The following is a 24,295-nucleotide window of genomic DNA, read 5'->3' as shown; positions in this document are numbered from 1 at the left end:
CCGCAAGCCCCGGTAGCGTGCCGGCCATGGCCGCGAAGACGCACCGCACCGCCGCACCGCCCGCCGTCCTCACCCCCCGGGCGCTGAACCGGGCGACCCTGGACCGGCAGCTCCTGCTGCGCCGGTCGCCGATGTCCGCGAAGGACGCGGTCACCCATCTCGTCGGACTCCAGGCCCAGAACACCAAGCCCCCGTACTTCCAGCTGTACGCCCGGCTCGCGGACTTCGACCCCGAGGAGCTGTCCGGACTGATGGAGTCCCGGGAGGCCGTCCGGACCGTCTCCCTGCGCTCCACCCTCCACACCCATACGGCGGACGACGCGCTCACCCTGGTCCCGCTGGTGCGGGCGCCGCGCGACCGGGAGCTGAAGGGTTTCCGGCGCGGGCTGGAAGGGGTGGACCTGGACCGGCTCGCGGGGGTGGCCGAGGAGTTCGTGGAGGAGCGCCCGCGCCCGCTGGGGGAGTTGCGCGAGGAGCTCCTCACCCACTGGCCGGACGCCGACCCCCTCGCGCTCTCCGTCGCCGCCCGCTGTCTGCTGCCCCTGGTCCAGGTCACCCCGCGCGGACTGTGGGGCCGCAGCGGGCAGGTGGCCCTGACCACTGTCGAGCACTGGCTCGGCCGGTCCGCCGAACCCGCGCCCGGGCTCGATGACACCGTGCTGCGCTACCTGGGCGCGTTCGGCCCCGCCTCGGTGATGGACTTCCAGGCGTGGGCGGGCCTCACCCGCACCAAGGAGGTCTTCGAAAGGCTGCGGCCCGGGCTGCTCACCTTCCGCGACGAGCGGGGCGTCGAGCTGTTCGACCTCCCGGACGCCCCGCGCCCCGACCCGGAGACCCCGGCCCCACCGCGTTTCCTGCCCGAGTTCGACAATGTCCTGCTCGGCCACGCCGACCGCACCCGGGTCATCCCCGAGGTCAACAAGGGGCGCAACGGAAAGGGCAACCAGACGTACGGGAGTGTCCTCGTCGACGGCTTCCTCGACGCCCTCTGGCGCATCGACCGCGAGGGCGGGACCGCGATCCTGACCGTGCAGACACTGCGGAGACCGACCCGCGCGCAGCGTACGGAGATCAGCGAGGAGGCTGCGCGGATGCTGACGGTGATGACGGACGCCACGGACCACGACGTCCGGTTCGGCACGTTCCTGGACTTCGGGGACTGAGCCCCGCGACCGGCGGCTCCAGGTCAGGGCAGCAGCCCCGCCCGGCGGGCCGCCACCACCGCCTCCAGCCGGGTGTGCGCCCCCAGCTTCCGCATTGCGGACCGCAGATACCCCTTCACCGTCTCGGGCCGCAGCCCCAGCCGCTCGGCCGCCGCCGCGTTCGTCGCGCCGGCCGCCACGCACGCCACCACGTCCACCTCGCGCGGGGCGAGGCGGATCTCCCGGGCCATGGACGCCTTGGACCCCGACGCCGAGGCGAGCCGCCCGCAGACCTCCAGCAACTCGTCGCGCAGGGCCGGGTCGACGACCCTGGGCACCAGGGCGCGCAGGTCGCGGTGGGCCTCGCGCACGTCCTCCCAGGCACCCGGCACCGCGTCCGGATCGCTCACCCGCTCCCGGCCCGCCGCCAGCAACTGCCGCGCCGAGTCCCGTACCGCGAGCGACTGCTCCACATCACGGGCCGCCGCCACCACCGCGTCGAACGTCCGGTCGCCGAGCGTCACCGGCGTACGCAGCGCCCCGTACAGCACGCCCCGCACCGCACGGCGGACGACGACGGGGACCGCGACGACCGAACGCAGGCCCTCCGCCGCCACCGCCGCGTCGTACTCATGGCTGATGTGGCGGGAGGTGGCGTAGTCGGTCACCGCGCAGGGCCGGGACAGCGCGATGGCCTTGCCGCCGAGGCCGCTCCCGGCGGAGATGACGAGACCTCGCAGGGCGCTGGTCTGCGCCCCGTTCAGCTCGGCGATCCGTGCGTGGCGCGCGTCCGACAGCAGCCCGCCGAACACCACGGGAAGTCCGCTCGTGCGGCGCAGCCTCAGCAGCGCCGCCTGCATCTCCACCGCATCGACCGCTTCCGGCACTCCGACGCCCCTCCACCCGGCCCGCACAGCCCCCCGGACGGGGGAGAGGACCACCCCCGTCCGGGGGTGGTGAGACCTGGGTCACTGTTTACATGATGTTAGGCGACCGGTCCGTAATGAGGAGGGCACATGTCGGCAACCAGCGCGACCGAGACGTTCCGGGCCGCCCGGGACTTCCTGCTGGAGCACCGCGAGGACTACGAGCGGGCGTACGCCGGCTTCCGCTGGCCGCGGGCGGACCACTTCAACTGGGCGCTGGACTGGTTCGACGTCATCGCCGAGAACAACGACCGCACCGCCCTGCACATCGTCGAGGAGGACGGCCGACGCACCGAGGTGTCCTTCGCCGCGATGTCGATGCGCTCCGACCGGACCGCCAACTGGCTGAAGGCGCAGGGCGTACGGGAGGGCGACCGCATCCTGGTGATGCTCGGCAACCAGGTCGAGCTGTGGGAGACCGCCCTCGCCGCGATGAAGCTGCGCGCCGTCGTCATCCCCGCCACCCCGCTGCTCGGCCCCGCCGACCTGCGCGACCGGGTGGAGCGCGGCCGGGTGCGCCATGTGCTGGTGCGGGACGCGGACACCGCGAAGTTCGACGAGGTCCCCGGCCGCTACACCCGGATCGCGGTCGGCGAGGAGGTGGCGGGCTGGCGGTCGTACGCGGAGGCGGCCGACGCGCCGGCCGCGTTCACGCCCGGCCGGGAGACGGACGCGGACGAACCGCTGATGCTCTACTTCACCTCGGGCACCACCGCCAGTCCCAAACTGGTCGAGCACACCCATGTGTCCTATCCCGTGGGCCACTTGGCGACGATGTACTGGATCGGCCTCAAGCCGGGCGACGTCCATCTGAACATCTCGTCGCCCGGCTGGGCCAAGCACGCCTGGTCCAACCTCTTCGCCCCGTGGACAGCCGAGGCCACCGTCTTCATCTTCAACTACACCCGCTTCGACGCGGGCCGGCTGATGGCCGAGATGGACCGCTCGGGCATCACCAGTTTCTGCGCCCCGCCCACGGTCTGGCGGATGCTCATCCAGGCGGACCTGAGCCAGCTGGCCACCCCGCCGCGCGAGGTCGTCGCGGCCGGTGAGCCGCTGAACCCGGAGGTCATCGAGACGGTCCGGCGGGAGTGGGGGGTCACCATCCGGGATGGGTTCGGGCAGACCGAGACCGCCGTCCAGGTCGCCAACAGCCCCGGCCAGCCCCTGAAGACCGGCTCCATGGGCCGCCCGAGCCCCGGTTTCATCGTCGAACTCCTCGACCCGGTGACCGGGCAGCCCGGGGCGGCCGAGGGGGAGATCGCCCTCGACCTGTCCGACCGCCCCGTCGGCCTGATGACCGGCTACCACGGGGACCCCGACCGCACGGCCGAGGCGATGGCCGGCGGCTACTACCGCACCGGGGACATCGGCGCCCGCGACGAGGACGGCTACATCACCTATGTCGGCCGCGCCGACGACGTGTTCAAGGCATCCGACTACAAGATCTCGCCGTTCGAGCTGGAGAGCGCCCTGCTGGAACACGAGGCGGTCGCCGAGGCCGCCGTCGTTCCCGCCCCCGACCCGCTCCGCCTCGCCGTCCCGAAGGCGTACGTCGTGCTCGCGGAGGGCTGGGAGCCCGGACCGGACACCGCGAAGGTCCTCTTCGAGCACTCCCGGGCGGTCCTCGCCCCGTACAAACGCATCCGCAGGCTGGAGTTCGCGGAGCTGCCCAAGACCGTCTCGGGCAAGATCCGCCGCATCGAACTCCGCGAACGCACCGCTCTCGGCACCGGCGCCGAGTACGACGAGGGGGACCTGAAGTGAGCCTGCTCTCCTACGCGCACGGCATCGGCGACACCGCGCTGCTCGGCGACACCATCGGCCGCAACCTCGACCGGACGGCCGCCGCGCACGGCGACCGCGAGGCCCTGGTCGACGTGGCCTCGGGCCGGCGCTGGACGTATACGGAATTCGTCGCGGACGTCGACGAGCTGGCCCGGGCCCTGATGGCGTCGGGGGTGGCGAAGGGCGACCGGGTCGGCATCTGGGCGGTCAACTGCCCCGAGTGGGTGCTCGTCCAGTACGCCACGGCCCGGATCGGGGCCGTCATGGTCACCGTCAACCCGGCCTACCGCGCCCACGAGGTGGAGTTCGTCCTGAAGCAGGCGGGCATCTCCCTGCTGATCGCCTCGCTCTCCCACCGCACCAGCGACTACCGCGCCCTCGTCGAGGAGGTCCGCGGCAACTGCCCCGGCCTGCGGGCCGTCCACTACATCGGCGACCCGTCCTGGGCGGAGCTGACCGCCGCCGCCCCCGCCGTCACACGTGATCAACTGGCCGCCCGCGAGGCGGAGCTGTCCTGCGACGACCCGATCAACATCCAGTACACCTCGGGCACCACCGGCTTCCCCAAGGGCGCGACGCTCTCCCACCACAACATCCTCAACAACGGCTATTTCGTGGGGGAGACGATCGCCTACACCGAGGCGGACCGGGTCTGCCTCCCGGTGCCCTTCTACCACTGCTTCGGCATGGTCATGGGCAACCTCGCCGCCACCTCGCACGGCGCCTGCATCGTGATCCCCGGCCCGTCCTTCGAACCCGCCACCGTGCTCGCCGCCGTCCAGCAGGAGCGCTGCACCTCGCTGTACGGGGTGCCCACCATGTTCATCGCCGAACTGAACCTGCCGGACTTCGCCGCGTACGACCTCTCCTCGCTGCGCACCGGGATCATGGCCGGTTCCCCCTGCCCGGCCGAGGTGATGAACCGGGTCGTCGCCGAGATGCACATGGCCGAGGTGTCCATCTGCTACGGGATGACGGAGACCTCCCCCGTCTCCACCCAGACCCGCCGCGACGACGACCTGGAGCGCCGCACCGGCACGGTCGGCCGCGTGCTGCCGCACATCGAGGTCAAGGTCGTCGACCCGGTCACCGGCGTCACGCTGCCGCGCGGCAGCTCGGGCGAACTGCGCACCCGGGGCTACAGCGTGATGCTCGGCTACTGGGACCAGCCCGACCGCACCGCCGAGGTGATCGACGCGGGGCGGTGGATGCACACGGGAGACCTCGCCGTCATGGGTGAGGACGGGTACGTCCAGGTCGTGGGCCGGATCAAGGACATGATCATCCGGGGCGGCGAGAACGTGTACCCGAGGGAGATCGAGGAGTTCCTGCACGGCCACCCGAAGATCGCCGACGTGCAGGTGGTCGGGGTCCCGGACGAACGCTACGGCGAGGAGATCCTGGCCTGCGTCATCCCCCGGGACCCGGCCGACCCGCCCACCCTGGAGGAGCTCACCGAGCACTGCCGGGAGCGGCTCGCGCACTACAAGATCCCACGCAGGCTGCGGATCCTGGAGACCTTCCCGATGACGGTCAGCGGAAAGGTCCGCAAGATCGAACTGCGTGAGACGTACGCGGACTGAGAGGGATGGGCGGGGCGCCGGGTCAGGCGGCTTCGATGATGTCGGGGTCGCCCCGGGTCGCCGCCGCCCACTCGATGAGCAGCACCTCGTACGTCGCCGCCTCCACGGCGGACCAGTCCGGTCCGGTGGCGTCGACGAGCGCGCGGATGGCCTCGTTGGCCTGCTCGGCGGCGGGCGCGGGGCGGTCTGCGGGGTGGGAGCTGTCGGGGAGTAAAGCCATGCGCACAGTTTAAGGGCCGCCACTGACAGCGAGGGCTCCCGAAGCGTCGGCGGCCCCCGAAGTGTCCGGAACCGGTGGGGTCTTCGCCGGCTTCGGGCCAGGCGACGGCCGGGGGACGGGCGACAGTTCGCGTCGCATGCAGACCCGGGGCCAGCGGTCGAGGCCGTGCTGGGCCTCCTCGGCGCGGATCGCGCGGAGCCCGTCGGTGAGTTCGTGCTCGGTCAGGGCCCGGAAGCCGATCCGGGCGTAGTACGGGGCGTTCCACGGCACGTCGGTGAAGGTGGTCAGGGTGAGCGCCGTCATGCCCCGCCGCGCGGCCACGGCGGCGAGGTGGGCGATCAGGTCCCGGCCGATACCCCGGCGGGCGGCGGTGGGGTCGACCGAGACCTGCTCGATGTGCAGGGCGTCGTCGACGGGATCGGCGAGCACATAGCCGAGCGGCCGGTCGCCGGTGGCGGAGAGGGGGTCGGTGGCCACCCAGCAACGGCCTGCCTGCCGGTAGCTCTCCAGCAGGTCGAGCGGGGGCGGATCGTCGTCGGCCACGAAGGCCATGCCCAGGGTGCGGAACGGTTCCCCTGCGGCGCGCTCGATGTCCTGGAGCACCGGGAGATCCGAGCGTCTGGCGGAGCGGATACGCATGTACTCAGTGTGCCGCGCCGGAGGCCGGACCGGTACGCGGGTGGCCGGATCCGCCTCCCCGGGCGGTGCCCGGGTCGTCCGTTCAGGCGCCGGTGCTGACCAGCTCGTCGGCCGGGCTGTTCACCGGCTGCGGGGTCCCGGTCAGGTCCAGTACGAAGAGCGGAAGACCGACGCCGTCCGCGCGGGCCCGGGCGTCGGGGGCGTACCCCGCGAGGGAGAAGAACACCCCGGTCGCCGAGGTGCCCAGCGCGTTGAGCCAGAGGGTCTCGACCGCGCGCAGTGTGGCCGGGCGGGTGCTGGAGTCGACCCGGGCGATGACGCCGTCGCCCCGCAGATCGATGCCGGAGGCCGGGCCCGCGCCGGGCCGGCCGACGTCCCGGTAGCCGAGCCAGGTCAGGTACAGGCCGGCCGTGCTCACCGCGTCGTGGCCCGTACGGATCGTCATCGGGCTGAACGCGGGGCGCGGGTGCGCGGCGGTACGCGGCAGGGGGATGTGGGCCGGCGAGACCGGCGCTGCGGGGGCCTCGGCGGTCGCCACGGGACGCACCGGTATCCGCAGGACGGTGCCGCACGGGCAGCACAGCTCGGGCTGCGGCCACTGGTCCTCCCGGGCGCAGGACGAGCAGCGGACGGTGACCCAGACGTCGTTCCAGCTGCGGTGGCCGACCCGGACGGCCGGGGCGCCGGCCAGCAGTGGCGGGGCGGTGGGCATGCCGCACGGGCAGGGGTAGGCCGGGGTGCTGTAGGCGTGGTCCCGGTTGCAGACGGGGCACCGGACCGGGACGGACTCCACGTATCTCTCCCTCCGGCACGGCCGCGCGGCCGACTCCGCTCCGTGCCTGACTCGTCACCCCATCGTCCACCAGGAGCGAGGCTCTGGGGAGGGGATCGGCGTACTTCCTGCGGCGCGTGCGGCGGTGCGCGCCCTTGACTGCGATCGCCTCAGCTTCTAGATTGCTTCCATATAGCAGAACTAAGTTTCCGTAATACGGAATTCGTGCTCTCAGGTGGCGCGACAGAGCCCGACTCCACCAATCCCGAGCAGGAGCTTCCATGCCTCGTATGACCGCTGCCCGAGCGGCAGTTGAGATCCTGAAGCGCGAAGGCGTCAGCAACGCGTTCGGCGTTCCGGGCGCGGCGATCAACCCCTTCTACGCGGCCCTCAAGGCCTCGGGCGGGGTCCACCACACGCTGGCCCGCCACGTCGAGGGCGCCTCCCACATGGCGGAGGGGTACACCCGGGCCAAGGCCGGCAACATCGGCGTCTGCATCGGTACGTCGGGCCCGGCGGGCACCGACATGATCACCGGGCTGTACTCGGCCATCGCCGACTCCATCCCGATCCTCTGCATCACCGGCCAGGCGCCGACGGCGGTCCTGCACAAGGAGGACTTCCAGGCCGTCGACATCTCCTCGATCGCCAAGCCGGTCACCAAGGCCGCGACCACCGTCCTGGAGGCCGCGCAGGTCCCCGGCGTCTTCCAGCAGGCCTTCCACCTGATGCGCACCGGCCGTCCCGGCCCGGTCCTCATCGACCTGCCGATCGACGTCCAGCTCACCGAGATCGAGTTCGACCCCGAGCTGTACGAGCCCATCCCGGTGCACAAGCCCGCGGCCTCCCGCAAGCAGATCGAGCGGGCGATCCAGATGCTGAACGCGTCGGAGCGCCCGGTGCTCGTCGCGGGCGGCGGCATCATCAACGCCGACGCCTCCGAGCTGCTCGTGGAGTTCGCCGAGCTGACCGGCGTTCCCGTCATCCCGACCCTGATGGGCTGGGGCATCCTTCCCGACGACCACGAGCTGAACGCCGGCATGGTCGGCCTCCAGACCTCGCACCGCTACGGCAACGCGAACTTCCTGGAGTCCGACTTCGTCCTCGGCATCGGCAACCGCTGGGCCAACCGCCACACCGGCAAGCTGGACGTCTACACCCAGGGCCGCACCTTCGTCCACGTCGACATCGAGCCCACCCAGATCGGCAAGATCTTCGCCCCGGACCTCGGCATCGCCTCCGACGCCAAGGCCGCGCTGGAGCTCTTCGTCGAGGTGGCGCGCGAGCTGAAGGCGGCGGGCGAGCTGAAGGACCGCTCGGCCTGGGCCGCCTCCACACAGGAGCGCAAGGCGACCCTCCAGCGCAAGACGCACTTCGACAACGTGCCGCTCAAGCCGCAGCGCGTGTACGAGGAGATGAACCGGGCGTTCGGCCCGGAGACCCGTTACGTCACCACGATCGGGCTCTCCCAGATCGCGGGCGCGCAGATGCTGCACGTCTACAAGCCCCGCCACTGGATCAACTGCGGCCAGGCGGGTCCGCTGGGCTGGACGATCCCGGCCGCCCTGGGCGTCGCCACCGCGGACCCGGAGGGCACGGTCGTCGCGCTCTCCGGCGATTACGACTTCCAGTTCATGCTGGAGGAGCTGGCCGTCGGCGCGCAGCACCGCATCCCGTACGTCCACGTCCTGGTGAACAACTCCTACCTGGGGCTCATCCGCCAGGCGCAGCGCAACTTCGACATCGACTTCCAGGTCAACCTGGAGTTCGAGAACCTCAACTCCCCGGAGCTGGGCGTCTACGGCGTCGACCACGTCAAGGTCGTCGAGGGCCTCGGCTGCAAGGCGATCCGGGTCACCGAGCCCGACCAGCTGCTGCCGGCCTTCGAGGAGGCGAAGAAGCTGGCGGCGGAGTTCCGCGTCCCGGTGGTCGTCGAGGCGATCCTGGAGCGGGTCACGAACATCGCGATGAGCGGGACCGACATCGCGTCGGTGAACGAGTTCGAGGACCTGGCGACGGACCCGTCCCACGCCCCGACGGCGATCCGCCCGCTCGCGGCGTCCTGACGGACCTGCCACCCGCGAGGGCCCTTGCCCCGGAGCACGGCTCCGGGGCAAGGGCCCTCCGTGCGTTCGGTTCAGCTTGCTTCGCACGCCGCCCAGAAGCGCTCCAGCGCCTCCGCTCCCCGGTCGGGGTCCTGGAGCATCCAGTAGTGGGTGAGCCCGTCCAGCTCCTCCGTCCGCGCTCCGAGGCGGGCGGCCACCTCGTGGTCCAGCGCGGGCTGCGCCATCGGGTCGCCGGTCGGGGCGAGGACGAGGCCGGGCGCCGGGGCGGGGCCGTCGAACTCCCGTCCCCAGTCGGCGTGGAGGTGGGGCCGGGCCGACCGGTAGAGCGCGAGGACGGCCGCGCTCATCACCTCGTCGTGCACGGCGTCGACCTCGGTCGCCAGTTCGGCGCTCATCCCGCGGGGACGCAGGAAATCGCCGAAGGACGGGCTGCCGGGGGAGTCGGCGCGCAGCGACGCGAGCAGTTCCTCGCCCTGCGGGCTCTGCTGGAAGAGGACGGCCGCCTCGTGCCACCGGTAGTCGGGGTGCCAGCCGTGGGCCACGTCCGAGACCCAACTGCGCACCGGAACGTCGTACGCGGAGACGACCCGCATCGCCAGGTGCGCCCCCCAGTCGTGGCCGACCAGGTCCACCGGTCCGCCGAGCGCGCGCAGTTCGTCCGCCAGCCAGGCGGCGTACGCCTCCTTGTCCACCAGGCCGGCCGGTCGGGGGCTGCCGAATCCGGGCAGCCGCAGGGCCAGGGCGGGGCGGTCGATCCGCTCCCGGAGGGCATTCCAGACGGCGGGGGTCTCCGGCACTCCGTGGACGAACACGACGGTCATGACGGCTCCTGACAGAGAAGTGGATTACCTATCCACTTGACCGTAGCAGCGAGCTGATAGGTTATCCACATCGGTTGTCGAGGAGAGGTGCCGAGGAGGGGTGTGATGAGGGCCGACGCCGTACGCAACAGGGAGAAGGTCTTCGATGAGGCCCGGCGGGCCGTCGCCGACGGGGAGACCGGGCTCACCCTCAACGAACTCGCGCGCAGGGCGGGCGTGGGCGTCGGGACGGTCTACCGGGTCTTCCCCACGCAGCGGGCCATGCTGGAAAGTGTCCTGGAGGAGGCGGTGCGCCGGCTCACCGACGCGGCCGAGGAGGCCCACGGGCGGTCCGATCCCGCCTCGGCCCTCGTGGACTTTCTGCGCACGGCGCTCGCGGCGGCGCTGGCCCGGCCCGGTCTCATCGACGTGCTGATCACCGGGTCCGACGAGACGGAGTCCCTGAGCCGGGCCAAGGGGGAGCTGGTCGCGGCGGTCTCGGGTCTGCTCGGACTGGTGCGCCCGGTCCCCGCTCTCACCGGTGAGAATCTGCTGAAGCTGTTGTGTGGGCTGGTGCATGCGGTGGGGGAGCATCCGGTGGAGCGGAGGGGGGCGGCTGCCGATGCGTATCTTGCTTTGCTGCGGGGCGGCTTGGCCCCGAACTCCAGCGTTCCGCCCGACGCTTGAGGGCGGACCCGCCATCCCAGCCTGCCCGGCGTTTGAGGGCGGAACCCTGGGACGGGCGGGCCTGAACCCCTTCGGGCAGCGAATCGCCCGTGTCCCTGCATGGAGGGTGCGGCCCCACCACCGCAAGGGTTCCGTCCTCAAACGCCGGACGGGCTGGGGTGGTGCGGGCTCACGGGCTGGAAATGGTGCGGGCGCACGCAGAAGGGCGTGGAGTACGGGACCGTATCCGTACTCCACGCCCTCGTTCAGGGGGTGACAGGGACCGCGGCGGCGACGATCGGCCCGGGCGAGGGCGTCTTCTTCAGGTCAGAAGACGGTCCCCGGGCCTTCACCACCGCACTGGCATCGCACAGCCGCCGCGGCCTCGTCGTCCTGCCCGTGCCGCGCGGCACCCCTCATCCGGGTGCGCGGTACGGGCAGGGTCCAGGGGGAGGCTCAGTCCTCGCGCAGGGCGCGGACGGCCTCCTCCACGCGCTTGCCGTAGTCGGCGTCGGCGGCGTGGAAGTGGGCGAGGTTCTTCTCGATCACGTCGTCGCGGGTGACCTGCGACAGGCCTCCGGCGATGTTCGCGACCAGGCGGCCCTTCTCGTCCTCCGACATGAGCCGGAAGAGTTCGCCCGCCTGGAAGAAGTCGTCGTCCTTGGTGTGGGCGGGGGCCTCGTGCGTGCCCGTCCAGCCGTGGATCGCGAGCGGCGCGGCGAGCGCCGCGTCGGTCTGCGCCGGACCGGCGTACGAGTTGGGCTCGTAGTTCTTGTCGTGGCGCGAGCCGTTGCGGGTCGCGTGCAGGCCGTCGCGGCCGTAGTTGTCGACGACGGCGGTGCGCGGCGCGTTCACCGGCAGGTGGGTGTGGTTGACGCCCAGGCGGTAGCGGTGCGCGTCCGCGTAGGCGAACAGCCGGCCCTGGAGCATCTTGTCCGGGGAGGGACCGATGCCGGGCACGAAGTTGTTCGGGGAGAACGCGGCCTGCTCGACCTCGGCGAAGACGTTGTCAGGGTTCCGGTCCAGGACCAGGCGGCCGACCCGCTGGAGCGGGTAGTCGCTGTGCGGCCACACCTTGGTGAGGTCGAACGGGTTGAACCGGTAGTCCGCGGCCTCGGCGGCCGGCATCACCTGGACGTGCAGCGTCCAGGACGGGTTGACGCCGCGCTCGATGGCCTGGAGCAGGTCCGTCTGGTGCGAGTTGGCGTCCTTGCCGACGAGCTCGGCGGCCTGGTCGGCGGAGAGGGACCGCACGCCCTGGTTCGTCTTGAAGTGGTACTTGACGAAGAAGGCCTCGCCCTCGGCGTTCGTCCACTGGTAGGTGTGCGAGCCGTAGCCGTTCATGTGACGGTACGAGGCGGGGATGCCGCGGTCGCCCATCAGCCAGGTGACCTGGTGCGTCGCCTCGGGGGCGTGCGCCCAGAAGTCCCAGACGTTGTCCGGCTCCTGCTTGCCCGTGAACGGGTCGCGCTTCTGCGAGTGGATGAAGTCGGGGAACTTGATCGGGTCCTTGATGAAGAACACCGGGGTGTTGTTGCCGACCAGGTCGTAATTGCCCTCGTCCGTGTAGAACTTGAGGGCGAAGCCGCGCGGGTCGCGGACCGCGTCCGCGCCGCCGAGCGAGTCGGCGACGGTGGAGAAGCGGAGGAATGTCTCGGTGCGTTTGCCGACCGAGGAGAGGAAGTCGGCGCTGGTGAAGCCCGTGACGTCGTCGGTCACCTCGAAGTAGCCGTACGCACCGGAACCACGGGCGTGCACGACGCGCTCCGGGATGCGCTCACGGTTGAAGCGGGCGAGCTTCTCCAGGAGGTGCTGGTCCTGGAGGAGGATCGGTCCACCGACACCGGCGGTGGCGGAGTTCTGGTTGTCGGCGACCGGGGCGCCTGACTCGGTCGTGAGCACACGCTTAGCCATGTGGCGGGATGACCTTTCGTACGAGCTGCTGACGGCTTGAGGAGCGTAGATTCGCCGCGGAGAGAACGTCAACAGTTTGTTGAAAACGAAGTGTGTGGTTCCGGGCCGCGGCAGCGCCTGGGCGCGACAGGACAGGTGTCAGCGCCACCGCGGCCCGGAGATCAGGGGGCCCGCCGTGCGGGCCGGGGCGCCTCACGGCGCCTGGGGGAGGTCAGACCTGGGAGCCGGACAGCCGCTCGACCGAGCGCAGCAGCGCCGAGTGGTCGAGGCCGCCGTCGCCCTGGGCGCGCAGCGAGGCGACCAGCTGGGCGACGACACCGCCGACGGGCAGGGCCGCGCCGACGTTGCGGGCGGCGTCCGTGACGATGCCCATGTCCTTGTGGTGCAGGTCGATCCGGAAGCCCGGGGCGAAGTCCCGCTTCAGGAAGTTGTCCTTCTTGCGGGTCAGCACGGTCGAGCCGGCGAGGCCCCCGTTGAGGACGTCGAGCGCGGCGGTGAGGTCGACCCCGGACTTCTCCAGGAAGACCACGGCCTCGGCGCAGGCCTGGATGTTGACCGCGACGATCAGCTGGTTGGCCGCCTTCACCGTCTGGCCGGAGCCGTGCGGGCCGCAGAGCACGATGGTCTTGCCCAGCGCGTCCAGGAGCGGCTTCGCGGCGTCGAAGTCCGCCTGCTCACCGCCGACCATGATGGACAGGACCGCCTCGATGGCACCGGCCTCGCCGCCGGAGACCGGCGCGTCCAGGACCCGGATGCCCTTCTCGGCCGCGTTCTTGGCGAGGTCGACCGAGGTCTGCGGGGTGATGGAGGACATGTCCACCAGCAGCGCGCCGCGCTTCGCGTTCTCCAGGATGCCGTCCGGGCCGTACGCGATGGCCTCGACCTGCGGCGATGCGGGCACCATCGTGATGACGACATCCGCGTCCTTGACCGCGTCCGCGATCGAGGAGGCGCCGGTGCCGCCGGCCGCGACCAGCCGGTCGATCTTGTCCTGCTCCAGGGTGTATCCGGTGACGGAGTAACCGGCCTTGATCAGGTTCTCCGACATGGGGGAGCCCATGATGCCGAGACCGATCCAGGCGACCTTGGGGAGGTTGTTGCTCATGAGGGTGCCTTCCTGAAAAACGTGTGTACGTAAGGGGGTTGGACTCACCCCGCGGTGGGCCCGGCCGGTCAGCCGGCGGCTCGGGCCGATGCCGGAAGCCAGTCGAAGGCCTCCGCACTCGGCCGGTCGCCCGGCTTGTACTCCAGGCCGACCCAGCCCGCGTAACCGGCGTCCTTCAGCTCGTCCAGGAGCCGCTCCAGCGGGAGCGAGCCGGTGCCCGGCGCGCCGCGGCCCGGGTTGTCGGCGATCTGGACGTGGCCGGTCTTGGCGGCGTACGCCTTGATGACCTGGCTGAGGTCCTCGCCGTTCATCGAGAGGTGGTACAGGTCCAGCAGGAACTTCGCGTTCCCGAGGCCCGTCGCCGCGTTGACCTTGTCGACGACCTCGATCGCGGCCGGTGCGCTGACCAGCGGATAGAGCGGCGACTCCGGCTTGTTCAGGGTCTCGATCAGGAGGATCGCCCCGACGCGGTCCGCCGCGCGGGCGGCCAGCACCAGGTTCTCCAGCGCGAGCGCGTCCTGGACCTGCGGGTCCACGCCCTCGACGCGGTTGCCGTACAGCGCGTTGAGCGCCGTGCAGCCGACCGAGGCGGCGAAGTCGGCCGCCACCTCGATGTTCTCCCGGAAGCGGTCCGACTCCGAGCCGGGCACGGAGAGCGCGCCGCGGTCGGGGCCGGGCAGCTGTCCGGCGTAGAAGTTCAGTCCCACGAGCTGGGTGCCGGCGTCGTCGAGCGCCTTCTTGAGGGCGTCGAGCTCAGCTCGGATGGGGGTGGGGGTCTCGATCCAGGGCCACCACAGCTCGACCGCGGTGAAGCCCGCCGCGGCGGCTGCCGCGGGACGCTCCAGGAGCGGGAGTTCCGTGAAGAGGATCGAGAGGTTCACATCGAAGCGCTGGTCCGGGTATCCCATGAGGATGTCGGCGCTCCTTCCGTATTGCGGAAGTTAGTTTCTGCTTAACGGAAGATTGCCCGGAGGGAGGCAGGGCTGTCAAGGGGGTGCCGCAAAATTCGCCCCGGTCGGCGGCGTACGGAAGGCGTACGGAATCGGTGGCAGCAGCCCCTCCCGGGCATACGAAAGCGGGGCGAGGGCCGCCGTCGACCCCCGCCCCGCCCGGCTCTCACGCCGTACGTACTGCCCCTAGCTGCCCGGAACCGTGTCCTCGAAGCTCGTCCCCGCACTGCGGTACGCCCCGACCATCGCGTTCACCTGGGAGGGGGTGAGCACTTGGTCCTTCACATGCAGGACGTAGTCCACCTGCTGGTCGTAGGCGCGGGGTGTCGTGCTCGGCTGGCCCGCCAGATCGATCAGCCACTGGTTGAAGTTGATCGACATCGGCCGCTCGGGCAGATACGCCGCCCCGTGCGTGCCGAAGTGCTGACCGTCGACGTAGTACGTGATCTGGTTGTCGTCGATCGTCACCACCAGGTCGTGCCAGCCCGCGTACGACTGCCGGGCCTCGCTGTGCGCGTTGACCGCCTCCCACGGGTCGGGCCGGTAGGTCTCCCACGAGGTCGTGTAGAGGATGTTCGCCGGCTCGCCCCAGCCGCCGTTCGGCAGATACTCGAAGTCGTACTCCGCGTAGTCGTCCGCCATCGGCGCCTTGAGGTCGTTGATGGTGAAGAACGTCTGCACGATCCGGTCGCCGTCCGGGCCCGAGCGCGGCGTGTCGCTGAACTTCACCCGAGACGCGTACGTGCCGTTCTTGAACTTCATCGACTTGGTCAGGACCTCGGTGTGCTTCGTCGAAGCGCCTGTGCCCGCCGTCGAGGTCTCCAGGTTCATCACCGAGTTCCCGCTCTGCGAGGCGAAGGTGACGTTCTCGGGAGCCCAGGTCGCGCCCGGCACTCCGGGGCCGCCGGAGTTGGACCGTACGCTCCAGCCGTTGGCGTTGATCTTCGGGTCGGTGTGGGAGCTGTAGTTGAAGTCGTCGAAGAGCCGGGGGCCGTCGGTCGGCGGGTCCGTCGGGTCCGGCGGGTCGGTCGGGCCGTTGCCCCCGGGCGCCTCGCCCCACACGGTCGCCCCGTTCACGTGGGCCGTCACCTTGGACCAGTCGCCGTACGCGGTCCGGTCCGGGCCGAAGGAGTAGTCGTCGGACTGGACGAGCGAGGCCCAGGAGCTCTGGTGGAAGCGGAGTTGCATGTCTCCGGTGTCCGCGCCCGGGGCGAGCGAGCCCGCCCCGGCGGTGAAGCCGATCTCCAGGTAGCGGTCGGCGGTGGCGGTCGGGTTCGCGAGCGTCCCGAACGTACCGGTGATGTTCGCGCACCCCTTCACCGCCCAGGAACAGGCGAACCGGTAGGCGGCGGACGGCGAGTCGGCCTTGAAGTAGTAGCGGACCTTCACGCCGCTCAGCGGTACGGAGGTGGAGCCGGCGTTGCGGACCTTCAGCCACGGCTCGCTCTGGTCGGCGCTCGCACCGGACGCGCTCGTACGGTACTGGACCACGATCCCGTCGGCCGCGGCGGACGCCGAGGACGGCAGGGTGGCCAGACCGGTGGCGGCCAGGGCCACGGCGGCGGCCGATGCGGCGGCGGTGCGCAGCCTGGACCTGTGCGGATTCCTGCGTGATGTGTTCACAGGCGTGTTCCTCTCCGGAACGGTGGTGGGGGACGGGTTACGGGTGGAGTCGCGCTGTTCCTGCGGAGGGGGACGCGGACACGGCCGTCGCGAGCGACCGCGCGTCCAGGGGGCGGTAGGGGACGCCCAGGGCGTCCAGCCGGGCGGTGTGGTGACGCAGCCGCTCGACGAACCCCGGCCAGTCGCCGCGCCCGCCGGACCAGGAACGGTCGGCCAGCGCGCAGAGCCGGGGAAAGCTGAGGTACTCGATCTCCTCGGGGGTGCGGGCGTACTCCGTCCACAGCTGGACCTGGGTCCCGAGCACCCGGGCCCGCTCCGCCTCCGGCCAGTCGTGCGGGGCCGGTTCGTAGCCGTGGACGGTGTGCAGGGGGACCGGCGCGCCGGGCTGGGCGACCGGCTCGGACGGGTCCGTGGACTGGGCGTAGTCGAGATAGGTCGCCCGGTGGTGCGCGGCGATCACCTGATGGCCGCGGCGGGCGGCGGCCCGGGCGTGCGTGGCGTCGCGCCAGGTCATCACCGTGAATTCCGGGGGGAGTTCGGCGCCGTTCTCGACCCAGCCGAGGGGGATCCGGCCGCGCTCGACCAGGAACGCCCCGATGCGGCCCATGAACCAGCCGTGCAGTTCGGCCGGGCCCGCGAGCCCGAGGGCCGCCGCGCGTTCCCGGGCGGCCGGGCTGTCCTCCCACTCGGTGGTCGGGCACTCCTCGCCGCCGATGTGGATGTACGGCGACGGGAAGACGTCCATCACCTCCTCCAGCACGGCCCGGCAGAAGTCGAAGACCCCCTCGTGCACGCCGAGGATCGTGTCGCACACCCCCCACCGGGTCCACACATCCAGCCGCCGACCGGGATGGTTGCCCAGCTCCGGGTAGGCGGCGAGCGCGGCCCGCACATGGCCGGGCATCTCGATCTCCGGCACGACGGTGATCCCGCGCTCCGCGGCGTACCGCACCAGGCCCCTCAACTCCGCCTTGGTGTAGTGCCCTTCGTGCGGCACCGCGTCGAAGTGCGCCCCGTCCGGGCCGGCCGGGCCCTTCTGCGACCGAGCCCGCCGGGAGCCGACCGAGATCAGCCGGGGGTAGGCGTCGACCGGCATCCGCCAGCCCTGGTCGTCGGTGAGGTGGAGGTGCAGGACGTTCAGCTTGTGCAGCGCCAGCAGGTCCACGTACCGGCGCAGATAGCCGATCGGCTGGAAGCGGCGCGCCACGTCCAGCATCGCCCCGCGCCACGGCCGGTCCGGTACGTCGGTGATCTCGACGCAGGGCAGCTCCCAGGAGCCGGTGCCCGTCGCCCCGCCCGACAGGGCCTCGGTGGGCAGGAGTTGGCGGATCGTCTGGATGCCCCGGAGCAGCCCGGTGCGGTGGGCGGCGCGCAGCTGGAGTGCCTGCGGGCCGACCGTCAGCCCGTATCCCTCCTGGCCGAGGCCGCCGAGCCGGTCGTCCAGGGCGAGGACGACCCGGCCGTCGGGCGACGGTGTGAGCGGCAGGCCCGCGGGGTGGCCGACCAGGGTGCGCAGCAGGTCCGCCGCCGGTTCCGCCCCCGGCAGCGCGCGGACGGTGGTGTCCCGGTCCAGGGTGAGCCGGCCGCCGAGCGAGGAGACCTTGCCGGGGTGGGGGAGGAGGGAGGGGGCGGGGTGCGGTGCGGGCACGGGCGTCTCCGTGTTCGGTTCGCGGACGGGGGCGAGGGGGCCGATCGGCGTGCTCCGCCGCTCAGCCCTTCACGGCACCGGCGGCGAAGCCGGACGTGACATGGCGCTGGAGCAGCAGGAAGATCACCAGGGCGGGCAGCGCGAAGAGCGTCGAGGCGGCCATCGTGGCGCCCCAGTCGGTGCCGAAGGTGTTCTGGAAGGACGACAGCCAGACCGGCAGCGTCCGGTTGTCCTGCTGCTTGATGATCAGGAAGTTGGCGTAGGCGAACTCGTTCCAGGCGGTGATGAAGCCGAACAGCGAGGTCGCCATCAGCCCCGGCGCCAGCAGCGGCATCGCCACCCGCCAGAACGCCCCGGTCCGGGTGCAGCCGTCGACCTGCGCCGCCTCCTCCAGCTCCGGCGGGATCGTCCCGATGAAGCCGCGCAGCACCACGACGGTGAATGGCAGCGTGATCATGAAGTAGATCAGCGTCAGGGTCGGCAGCCGGTCGAGCATGTTCGTGTCCCGGGAGATGATGTAGATGGGGATGATCAGCGACTCCCAGGGCGCCATCTGCGCGATGAAGATCATCAGCATGAACTGCCGCCGGCCCCGCCACCGCAGCCGCGCCACGGCGTAGGCCGCGCCCAGCGCCACCAGCAGCGCCAGCAGGACCGCCCCCAGCGTCACGAGGATGCTGTTGCGCCAGAACAGGGCGAACCCGTCGGCGTCCACGGCCCGTTGGAAGTGATCGAGGGTCCAGGTGCGCGGGAAGAGCTGCGGGTCCGACGACTGGATGTCCTTCGACGGCTTGAAGGCCGTGGAGATCATCCAGTACACGGGGAAGAGGCAGACCGCGACGGTCACGGCGGCCGCGAGGTACAGCGGCAGGCGTCGGAGCCGGAGGCGCACGGCAGGTGAGTTCATCGGGTTTCGTCCTCCTGGCGGAGCATCTGGCGGAAGTAGAGGACGAGCACCCCGGACATCAGGACCACGGTGACCATCGAGGCGGCGGAACCGAGGTCGTACCGCTGGCTGGAGAGCGCCGTCTGCACGGCGTAGACCGGCAGGATCGTCGTGGCGTCGCCCGGCCCGCCCCGGGTCATCACCCAGATCTGGACGAACGCCTTGAACGTCCAGATCACCTCCAGCGACACCACCAGCAGGAAGATCGGCCGCAGGATCGGGAAGGTGACCGAGCGGAAGATCCGCCCCGCGCCCGCCCCGTCCAGCCGCGCCGACTCGTACAGCTCGGGGGAGACGGTGGTCAGCGCCGAGTACAGGGTGATCGCGGCGAACGGCACCGACTGCCACACGATCAGCGTCACCAGGATCGCGAAGGCCGCGGTGCCGTTGGCGAACCACGGATAGCGGTCGAAGGAGTCGAGGCCGAGCGAGGTCAGCGACCAGTTGACGATGCCGAACTCCGAGTGGAACAGCCACTGGAAGACGGTGGTCGCCGCGACCACCGGCATCGCCCAGGCCAGCACGAGCGAGCACAGCACCACCGTCCGCCCGATCCGGCCCAGCCGCTCCACCATCAGGGCGACCAGGGTGGCGATCACCATGATCAGGACGACGTTGACCGCCATGAAGAGGAAGGTGCGGCGGACCACCTCCCAGAAGCGCGGGTCTGTCAGCAGCGTCCGGTAGTTCCGCAGGCCGACGAAGTCCGCGTCACCGGCGATCAGTTGGCGCAGCCGGAAGTCCTGGAACGAGATCAGGACGGCCCGCACCAGCGGGTAGACCAGCAGATAGAGCATGCCGCCGACGGCCGGGGCGACCAGGGCGTACGGCCAGAGGTTCCTCGCCCTGCCCGTTCCCCCGCGCCGGGGCGGGGACTTGCGCACGGCGAGGCGCGGGGCCGGGCGTCGCCGGGGAATGCGGGGTGCGGTCCGTTGGTCGATGACCGGCACGGCACGCCTCCTTCCTGCTGTTCCGGGAATCCGGGAAGGGGAGACGGGTCAGGAACCGGCGTTCATGGCCCGGGTGATGTCCTGCGAGGCCTTCGCCGCCTCCTTCGCGGGATCGCCCCCGGTGAGCACGGCCGTCATGTAGTCCTTGATCGGGTTCTCCGCCTCGACCGCCGCCCAGCCCGGGGTGTTGGGCGTGGCGTGCCCGTTGGCCGCGCCGACCGCCATCGCGGCGGCCCCCGGGTCGTCGGCCACGGCGGAGGCCAGCGAGGTCCGGTTCGGTACGTAGCTCATGGCGACGGCGAGCTTCTTCTGCCAGGTCTCCCCGGTCAGCTCCTTGATGAAGGTGACCGCCTCGTCGGGGTGGGCCGCGGCGGCCGGCACGACCAGATCGGAGCCGCCGGTGAAGACCGCGCCCGGGGTGTCCGCCGTCTTGCCCGGGATCGGGAAGAAGGCGAGCTTGCCCTTGAGTTCGGGGTTGTTCTCCGCGATGACGTTGGCCCCGCCCGGAGTGGAGATGACCTGGGCCACCTGGCCCTGGGCCATCACCTCGGCCTGCGGCGGATCGTCCTCGTCGGAGTCCTTGGGGCCCTTGCCGAGCGCCTGGAGCTCCTCGTAGAACGCCATGCCGCGCAGCGCCTCGGGGGTGTCCAGCGCGCCGGACCACTTCCCGCCGGACTCGGCTGCGAGGTCGCCGCCCTCGTCCCAGATGAACCCGGCCAGCGCGTACCACATCTGTCCGGGCAGGTAGATGCCCTGCGTGCCGCCCTTGTTGAGCTTCGTCGTGGCGTCGATCCACTGCCCACGGGTCTTGATCCCGGCCGCGTCGACGCCCGCCTTCTCGAAGAGGTCGGTGCGGTAGATGACCACCCGGTTCGCCGCGTAGTACGGGATGCCGTACTGCTTGCCCTCGTACGAGCCCGGCTCGGCCAGGCCGCTCAGCCAGTCCTCGCCGTTCAGCTCGTCCTTCCGGTCGCTGAGGTCGAGCAGTCCGCCGCTCTCCGCGAACTGGGCCACCTGGGTGTTGCCCGCCTCGATGACGTCCGGGGCGTCGTTGCTGGCCAGGGCGGCGGTGATCTTCTGGCCGATCCCGTCCCACTCCTGGATCTGGATCTTCACGTCGATCGTCGGGTGGCGTTTCTCGAAGTCCGCGCTGAACTCCTTCTGGAACTGCGCCGAGACGCTGTCGCGCATCAGCCAGACGTCCACCGTCGTCCGGCCGTCCCCGTTCGCGGATTCCGGTCCGGACGACGAACTACAGGCACTGAGCGCGGCGGTCAGGGCGAGCACGGACCCACCGGCGAGCAAGCGGTACTTCACGGTTCACCTCGGAAGCGATACGGATGGGACGGACCTGACGAGGCCTGACCACCTGACCAGTTGAGCTCACTGGACAGCTTGCCTGTCGGTGGTGGATGAAGGTGGCATAGACCAATGGGGCCGTCAACCCCCTGCGTAGAAAGGGAAATTGGTGATCTATGCGTAACGTGGACGACCGATCCGCCCGTAGTGAGCGCTACACTTCGCCTGACCAGCAAGCCAGTTGAGGCATCGGGGTGGTCAACTGGTAAGAAAGGCACAGTCTTCGGGAGGGGAGAGCATGGACGGGAATGTGCCGGGGACGGTGCTCAAACGGGAGCGGACCCGCGATGCCGTACTGGAGCTGATCGAGTCACGCAGCCCCGGGGACGCCATCCCCTCGGAGCGCGCCCTGTGCGCCCTGCTCGGCGTCTCCCGGCCCACGGTGCGCGCGGCGGTCGACGAACTGGTCGCCGCCGGGCTCCTGGTGCGCGAGCACGGCCGGGGCATGTTCGTCGCCCCCGCCAAGATCACTCAGGAGCTGGTCGCCGGGGACCGCGCGCTCAGCGTGCCGCAGGCGGCCGGTGCCTGGTCGAGCCGGCTGCTGGAGTTCACCACGCTCCAGGCGGGGGCCCGCGTCGGCCGCAAGCTGCGCATGTCACCGGCCGCCGAGATCGTCTACGTGGCACGGCTGCGGCTGGTCGACGGGGCGCCGATGGCCATAGAGCATCTGCACATCCGGGCGGAGCTGGTGCCGGGGCTCAGCGCGCAGGAGCTGGAGAGCGGCGATCTGTACGAGCACCTTCGCGCCACCCACGGCGTGCACGTCCACGAGGCGGTGCAGGCGATCGAACCCACCGTCGTGACCCGCGCCGAGGCCGGGCTGCTCGATGTCCCGGAGCTGTCCCCGGCGCTGCTCTTCGAGCGGCTGACCTCCGACACCACGGGCCGGCCGGTGGAGTACGTCCACTCGCTCTACCGGGGCGACCGCTACCGGATCGTCTCCCGGCTCGCCCTCGGCCCGGCGGCCGAGGTGGCCCCCGACCTGGAGGGACACCACCCGGGCATCCCGCCCGGCGACTTCGCCCACGGCGACGCCATCGCCTCGTCGACCAGGGGGGACATCCAGGCTGCAGGCTGATCGCCCGTCACCTCCCGGCGTTGCAGAGGATGCAACTCATGTTGCGCCTCTTGCCGTGCGGGCGTCGGCGGGCCAGGGTGGCGGACGCATCCGAAGCAGCCGACCCCCACCCGAGGTGCCTCGCATGAAGCCGTCCCCCCACCCGTACTCCGGCCCCGAACGCCCCGCGCCCGGCCTCCCCGCCCTTCCCGGCCGCCGGGGCTTCCTCGGCGGCCTGCTGGCCACCGCCGCCCTGGCGGCCGCGGGGCCCGCCCTCGCCACCCCCGCCCACGCCGCGGCCCGTCCGGCCCCCGCGCCCGCCCCGCCGAACGCCCCGCGCGCCACTCGCCCGCTGCTCCTCGGCACGTACACCTCCGAGGCGGGAGGCGGCACCGGCATCGGCACCGCCGCGTACGACACGGCCACCGGCGCGATCACTCCGGGCCCCGTGATCACCGGCGTCGACAACCCCTCCTACCTGGCCCTCCACCCCTCCGGCTCCACCGTCTACGCGGTCGCCGAGCAGGAAGCCGGCGCGGTCACCGCCGTGGGACGCGCGCCGGACGGGACGTACGAGGTGCTCGGCAGCCGTCCCACCGGCGGCTCCGGGACCACCCACCTCTCCGTGCACCCGTCCGGGCGCTGGCTGCTGAGCGCGAACTACGGCTCGGGCAGCGTCGCCGTGCACCCGATCGCCGAGGACGGTTCGCTGGGCGAACGCACCGACCTGGTCACCCACAGCTCGCCGCCGCCCGGACCCGGCCAGGGCGGGCCGCACGCCCACCAGATCGTCACCGCCCCCGACGGAGGCCATGTCCTCGCCGTCGACCTGGGCACCGACACCGTGTACACGTACGCACTCGACGAGTCCGCCGGGACGCTCACCGAGGTCTCCCGCGCCGCCCTGGCGCCCGGCTCCGGCCCCCGCCACCTGGCCTTCCACCCCGACGGGCGCTCCGCCTACCTGGCCTGCGAGCTGGACAACACCCTGGTCGTCTGCGCGTACGACCCCGCCACCGGCGCCCTCACCCCGGGGCCCGGGCAGTCCACCGGCACGGGATCCGGCACCAGCTATCCCTCCCAGCCGGTCGTCACCGGCGACGGGGCGTACGTCTACCTCGCCAACCGGGGCCCCAACAGCCTCACCCGTTACGCCGTGGAGGACGACGGGGCGGCCGTCCGGCTGCTGGACACCGTGCCCGTCGGCGGCGACTGGCCCCGGCAGCTCGCCCTGTCCCCGGACAGCACCCTGCTCTTCGCCGCCAACCAGCGCTCCTCCACCGTCACCGTCTTCGGCGTCGGCCCCGACGGCTCCCTCACCGCCGCCGGTGACCCCTTCCCGGCGCCGGTCGCGGTCTGCGTCCTGCCGCTCCCGTGACCACCGCCGTACGGGGGCCCCGCGCACACCGGGGGCGGGGGCCCCGGGCAGCGGTTACAGTCGTGGCCGAGCCGCGCGCCCGCACCCGCGGCGAGGACATCAGGGAGGCACAGTGCGCTTGAGGGTGGAATTCACCACCGAGCCCTTCGATCTCGACGAGGCGCCCACCCACGCGGTGGTGGCCCGGGAGGTGATCCAGGGCGCCGAGCTGGACGCTGTCGACGTCGGCCCCTTCGGCAACACCGCGGAAGGGGGCGCGGACGAGGTGCTCACCGCCGTGGACTCCCTGCTGCGCCAGGCCCTGGCCTCGGGCGCCACCCGGGTCTCGCTCCAGGTGAACGTGATCGAGGAGGAGATCCGGTGACCGAATCCGCCGATAACGTTCCGGTCACCGTCGACCACCCCTTCGTATCGGCCGTCAAGCCGCTCGTCGACGCGATGGGCGCCGAGCTGCTGGGCCCCGAGCAGGCCCAGCCGGACGATGTGGTGCTCGCCTGGGAGGGCCAGGACGTCATAGCCGTACGCCTGCCCCAGCTCTCCGACTCGCTGGACCACATCCTCGCCGCGATGGAGCGACGGCACGGGATGCCGCTCTCCGACCTGGACCGCAAGGCCAAGCAGAGCGTCGTCCGGACCCTGGAGGCACGCGGTGCCTTCTCCGTACGGCACGGGGTGGAGACCGTGGCCGGCGCCCTGGGCGTATCCCGGTTCACCGTGTACAACTACCTGAACCGGGAACATACGGCCAAGGGTGAGTAGTTGT

At 71.4% G+C, this 24,295-nt stretch carries 22 protein-coding genes; 9 read left to right on the top strand and 13 right to left on the bottom strand.

Features of this window, described 5'->3' with window-relative positions:
* Positions 1 to 26: 26 nt before the first annotated feature.
* Positions 27 to 1,163, top strand: coding sequence for a winged helix DNA-binding domain-containing protein (locus tag IE134_RS07575; RefSeq protein ID WP_098020139.1), 1,137 nt, complete (start codon positions 27 to 29; stop codon positions 1,161 to 1,163).
* A 23-nt stretch (positions 1,164 to 1,186) separates the two neighbouring features.
* On the opposite strand, the gene IE134_RS07570 is transcribed toward IE134_RS07575, so the two are convergent.
* A complete protein-coding gene (locus tag IE134_RS07570) occupies positions 1,187 to 2,029 on the bottom strand; it encodes a response regulator transcription factor (protein ID WP_030710158.1) in 843 nt (280 codons plus the stop codon).
* 129 nt (positions 2,030 to 2,158) lie between these two features.
* Between IE134_RS07570 and IE134_RS07565 the strand changes: the two genes are divergently transcribed.
* The gene (locus IE134_RS07565) at positions 2,159 to 3,835 is read left to right on the top strand and encodes an AMP-binding protein (RefSeq protein WP_189429976.1); all 1,677 of its coding nucleotides are present in this window, start codon (positions 2,159 to 2,161) and stop codon (positions 3,833 to 3,835) included.
* The gene (locus tag IE134_RS07560; protein ID WP_189429974.1) at positions 3,832 to 5,439 is read left to right on the top strand and encodes an AMP-binding protein; all 1,608 of its coding nucleotides are present in this window, start codon (positions 3,832 to 3,834) and stop codon (positions 5,437 to 5,439) included. Before IE134_RS07565 ends, IE134_RS07560 begins: the two co-directional genes overlap by 4 nt.
* Positions 5,440 to 5,461: 22 nt before the next feature.
* Here IE134_RS07560 and IE134_RS07555 read toward each other — a convergent pair whose 3' ends face one another.
* From IE134_RS07555 to IE134_RS07545, 3 genes are all read right to left on the bottom strand, one after another.
* Positions 5,462 to 5,659, bottom strand: a complete 198-nt coding sequence (locus IE134_RS07555) for a hypothetical protein (RefSeq protein WP_010072609.1) — start codon at positions 5,657 to 5,659, stop codon at positions 5,462 to 5,464.
* Between the two features lie 9 nt (positions 5,660 to 5,668).
* Complete coding sequence (locus tag IE134_RS07550; protein WP_030710164.1) at positions 5,669 to 6,298, bottom strand: GNAT family N-acetyltransferase; 630 nt, start codon at positions 6,296 to 6,298, stop codon at positions 5,669 to 5,671.
* An 82-nt stretch (positions 6,299 to 6,380) separates the two neighbouring features.
* Positions 6,381 to 7,091, bottom strand: coding sequence for a hypothetical protein (locus IE134_RS07545; protein ID WP_097882096.1), 711 nt, complete (start codon positions 7,089 to 7,091; stop codon positions 6,381 to 6,383).
* Between the two features lie 260 nt (positions 7,092 to 7,351).
* Between IE134_RS07545 and gcl the strand changes: the two genes are divergently transcribed.
* Positions 7,352 to 9,136, top strand: a complete 1,785-nt coding sequence (gene gcl, locus IE134_RS07540) for a glyoxylate carboligase (RefSeq protein ID WP_030710168.1) — start codon at positions 7,352 to 7,354, stop codon at positions 9,134 to 9,136.
* A 71-nt stretch (positions 9,137 to 9,207) separates the two neighbouring features.
* Here the strand turns inward: gcl and IE134_RS07535 are convergent, their stop codons facing one another.
* The gene (locus IE134_RS07535; RefSeq protein WP_098020134.1) at positions 9,208 to 9,957 is read right to left on the bottom strand and encodes an alpha/beta fold hydrolase; all 750 of its coding nucleotides are present in this window, start codon (positions 9,955 to 9,957) and stop codon (positions 9,208 to 9,210) included.
* A gap of 105 nt (positions 9,958 to 10,062) precedes the next feature.
* On the opposite strand from IE134_RS07535, the gene IE134_RS07530 reads away from it, so the two are divergent.
* Complete coding sequence (locus IE134_RS07530) at positions 10,063 to 10,623, top strand: TetR/AcrR family transcriptional regulator (RefSeq protein WP_032768111.1); 561 nt, start codon at positions 10,063 to 10,065, stop codon at positions 10,621 to 10,623.
* Positions 10,624 to 11,058: 435 nt separating this feature from the next.
* On the opposite strand, the gene IE134_RS07525 is transcribed toward IE134_RS07530, so the two are convergent.
* The 8 genes from IE134_RS07525 to IE134_RS07490 all read right to left on the bottom strand — a co-directional run bounded on the left by IE134_RS07525 (position 11,059) and on the right by IE134_RS07490 (position 21,055).
* Complete coding sequence (locus IE134_RS07525) at positions 11,059 to 12,516, bottom strand: catalase (protein WP_010064265.1); 1,458 nt, start codon at positions 12,514 to 12,516, stop codon at positions 11,059 to 11,061.
* A 211-nt stretch (positions 12,517 to 12,727) separates the two neighbouring features.
* Entirely contained in the window at positions 12,728 to 13,621 is an 894-nt protein-coding gene (locus IE134_RS07520; protein ID WP_030710177.1) for a 2-hydroxy-3-oxopropionate reductase, read from the bottom strand.
* A gap of 68 nt (positions 13,622 to 13,689) precedes the next feature.
* Complete coding sequence (locus tag IE134_RS07515) at positions 13,690 to 14,529, bottom strand: TIM barrel protein (protein WP_030710181.1); 840 nt, start codon at positions 14,527 to 14,529, stop codon at positions 13,690 to 13,692.
* A gap of 228 nt (positions 14,530 to 14,757) precedes the next feature.
* A complete protein-coding gene (locus IE134_RS07510; protein ID WP_030710182.1) occupies positions 14,758 to 16,194 on the bottom strand; it encodes a cellulose binding domain-containing protein in 1,437 nt (478 codons plus the stop codon).
* 37 nt (positions 16,195 to 16,231) lie between these two features.
* Positions 16,232 to 17,842: a beta-N-acetylhexosaminidase gene (locus IE134_RS07505; protein ID WP_189429972.1), complete on the bottom strand. Its 1,611-nt coding sequence runs from the start codon at positions 17,840 to 17,842 to the stop codon at positions 16,232 to 16,234.
* Positions 17,843 to 17,903: 61 nt separating this feature from the next.
* Positions 17,904 to 18,749: a carbohydrate ABC transporter permease gene (locus IE134_RS07500; protein WP_098020133.1), complete on the bottom strand. Its 846-nt coding sequence runs from the start codon at positions 18,747 to 18,749 to the stop codon at positions 17,904 to 17,906.
* Positions 18,746 to 19,738, bottom strand: coding sequence for a carbohydrate ABC transporter permease (locus tag IE134_RS07495; RefSeq protein ID WP_030710187.1), 993 nt, complete (start codon positions 19,736 to 19,738; stop codon positions 18,746 to 18,748). Before IE134_RS07495 ends, IE134_RS07500 begins: the two co-directional genes overlap by 4 nt.
* Positions 19,739 to 19,786: 48 nt before the next feature.
* Positions 19,787 to 21,055: an extracellular solute-binding protein gene (locus IE134_RS07490; RefSeq protein WP_030710189.1), complete on the bottom strand. Its 1,269-nt coding sequence runs from the start codon at positions 21,053 to 21,055 to the stop codon at positions 19,787 to 19,789.
* Positions 21,056 to 21,335: 280 nt separating this feature from the next.
* Here IE134_RS07490 and IE134_RS07485 point away from each other — a divergent pair, with 280 nt between their 5' ends.
* The 4 genes from IE134_RS07485 (at position 21,336) to IE134_RS07470 (ending at position 24,291) form a co-directional block, all read left to right on the top strand.
* Entirely contained in the window at positions 21,336 to 22,175 is an 840-nt protein-coding gene (locus tag IE134_RS07485; protein ID WP_030710190.1) for a GntR family transcriptional regulator, read from the top strand.
* Positions 22,176 to 22,299: 124 nt separating this feature from the next.
* Positions 22,300 to 23,532, top strand: coding sequence for a lactonase family protein (locus IE134_RS07480; protein ID WP_030710191.1), 1,233 nt, complete (start codon positions 22,300 to 22,302; stop codon positions 23,530 to 23,532).
* A gap of 112 nt (positions 23,533 to 23,644) precedes the next feature.
* Positions 23,645 to 23,896, top strand: a complete 252-nt coding sequence (locus IE134_RS07475; protein WP_006128581.1) for a YkoF family thiamine-binding protein — start codon at positions 23,645 to 23,647, stop codon at positions 23,894 to 23,896.
* On the top strand, positions 23,893 to 24,291 hold the full coding sequence (locus IE134_RS07470) for a helix-turn-helix domain-containing protein (RefSeq protein ID WP_030710192.1): 399 nt from the start codon (positions 23,893 to 23,895) through the stop codon (positions 24,289 to 24,291). Before IE134_RS07475 ends, IE134_RS07470 begins: the two co-directional genes overlap by 4 nt.
* Positions 24,292 to 24,295: the final 4 nt, after the last annotated feature.

The organism is Streptomyces rubiginosohelvolus (assembly GCF_014649875.1).
In the GTDB taxonomy this organism is placed as follows: Bacteria; Actinomycetota; Actinomycetes; order Streptomycetales; family Streptomycetaceae; genus Streptomyces; species Streptomyces rubiginosohelvolus.
Note: the sequence above shows the minus strand (reverse complement) of the source record. Positions and strands in the feature narration are given on the sequence as shown.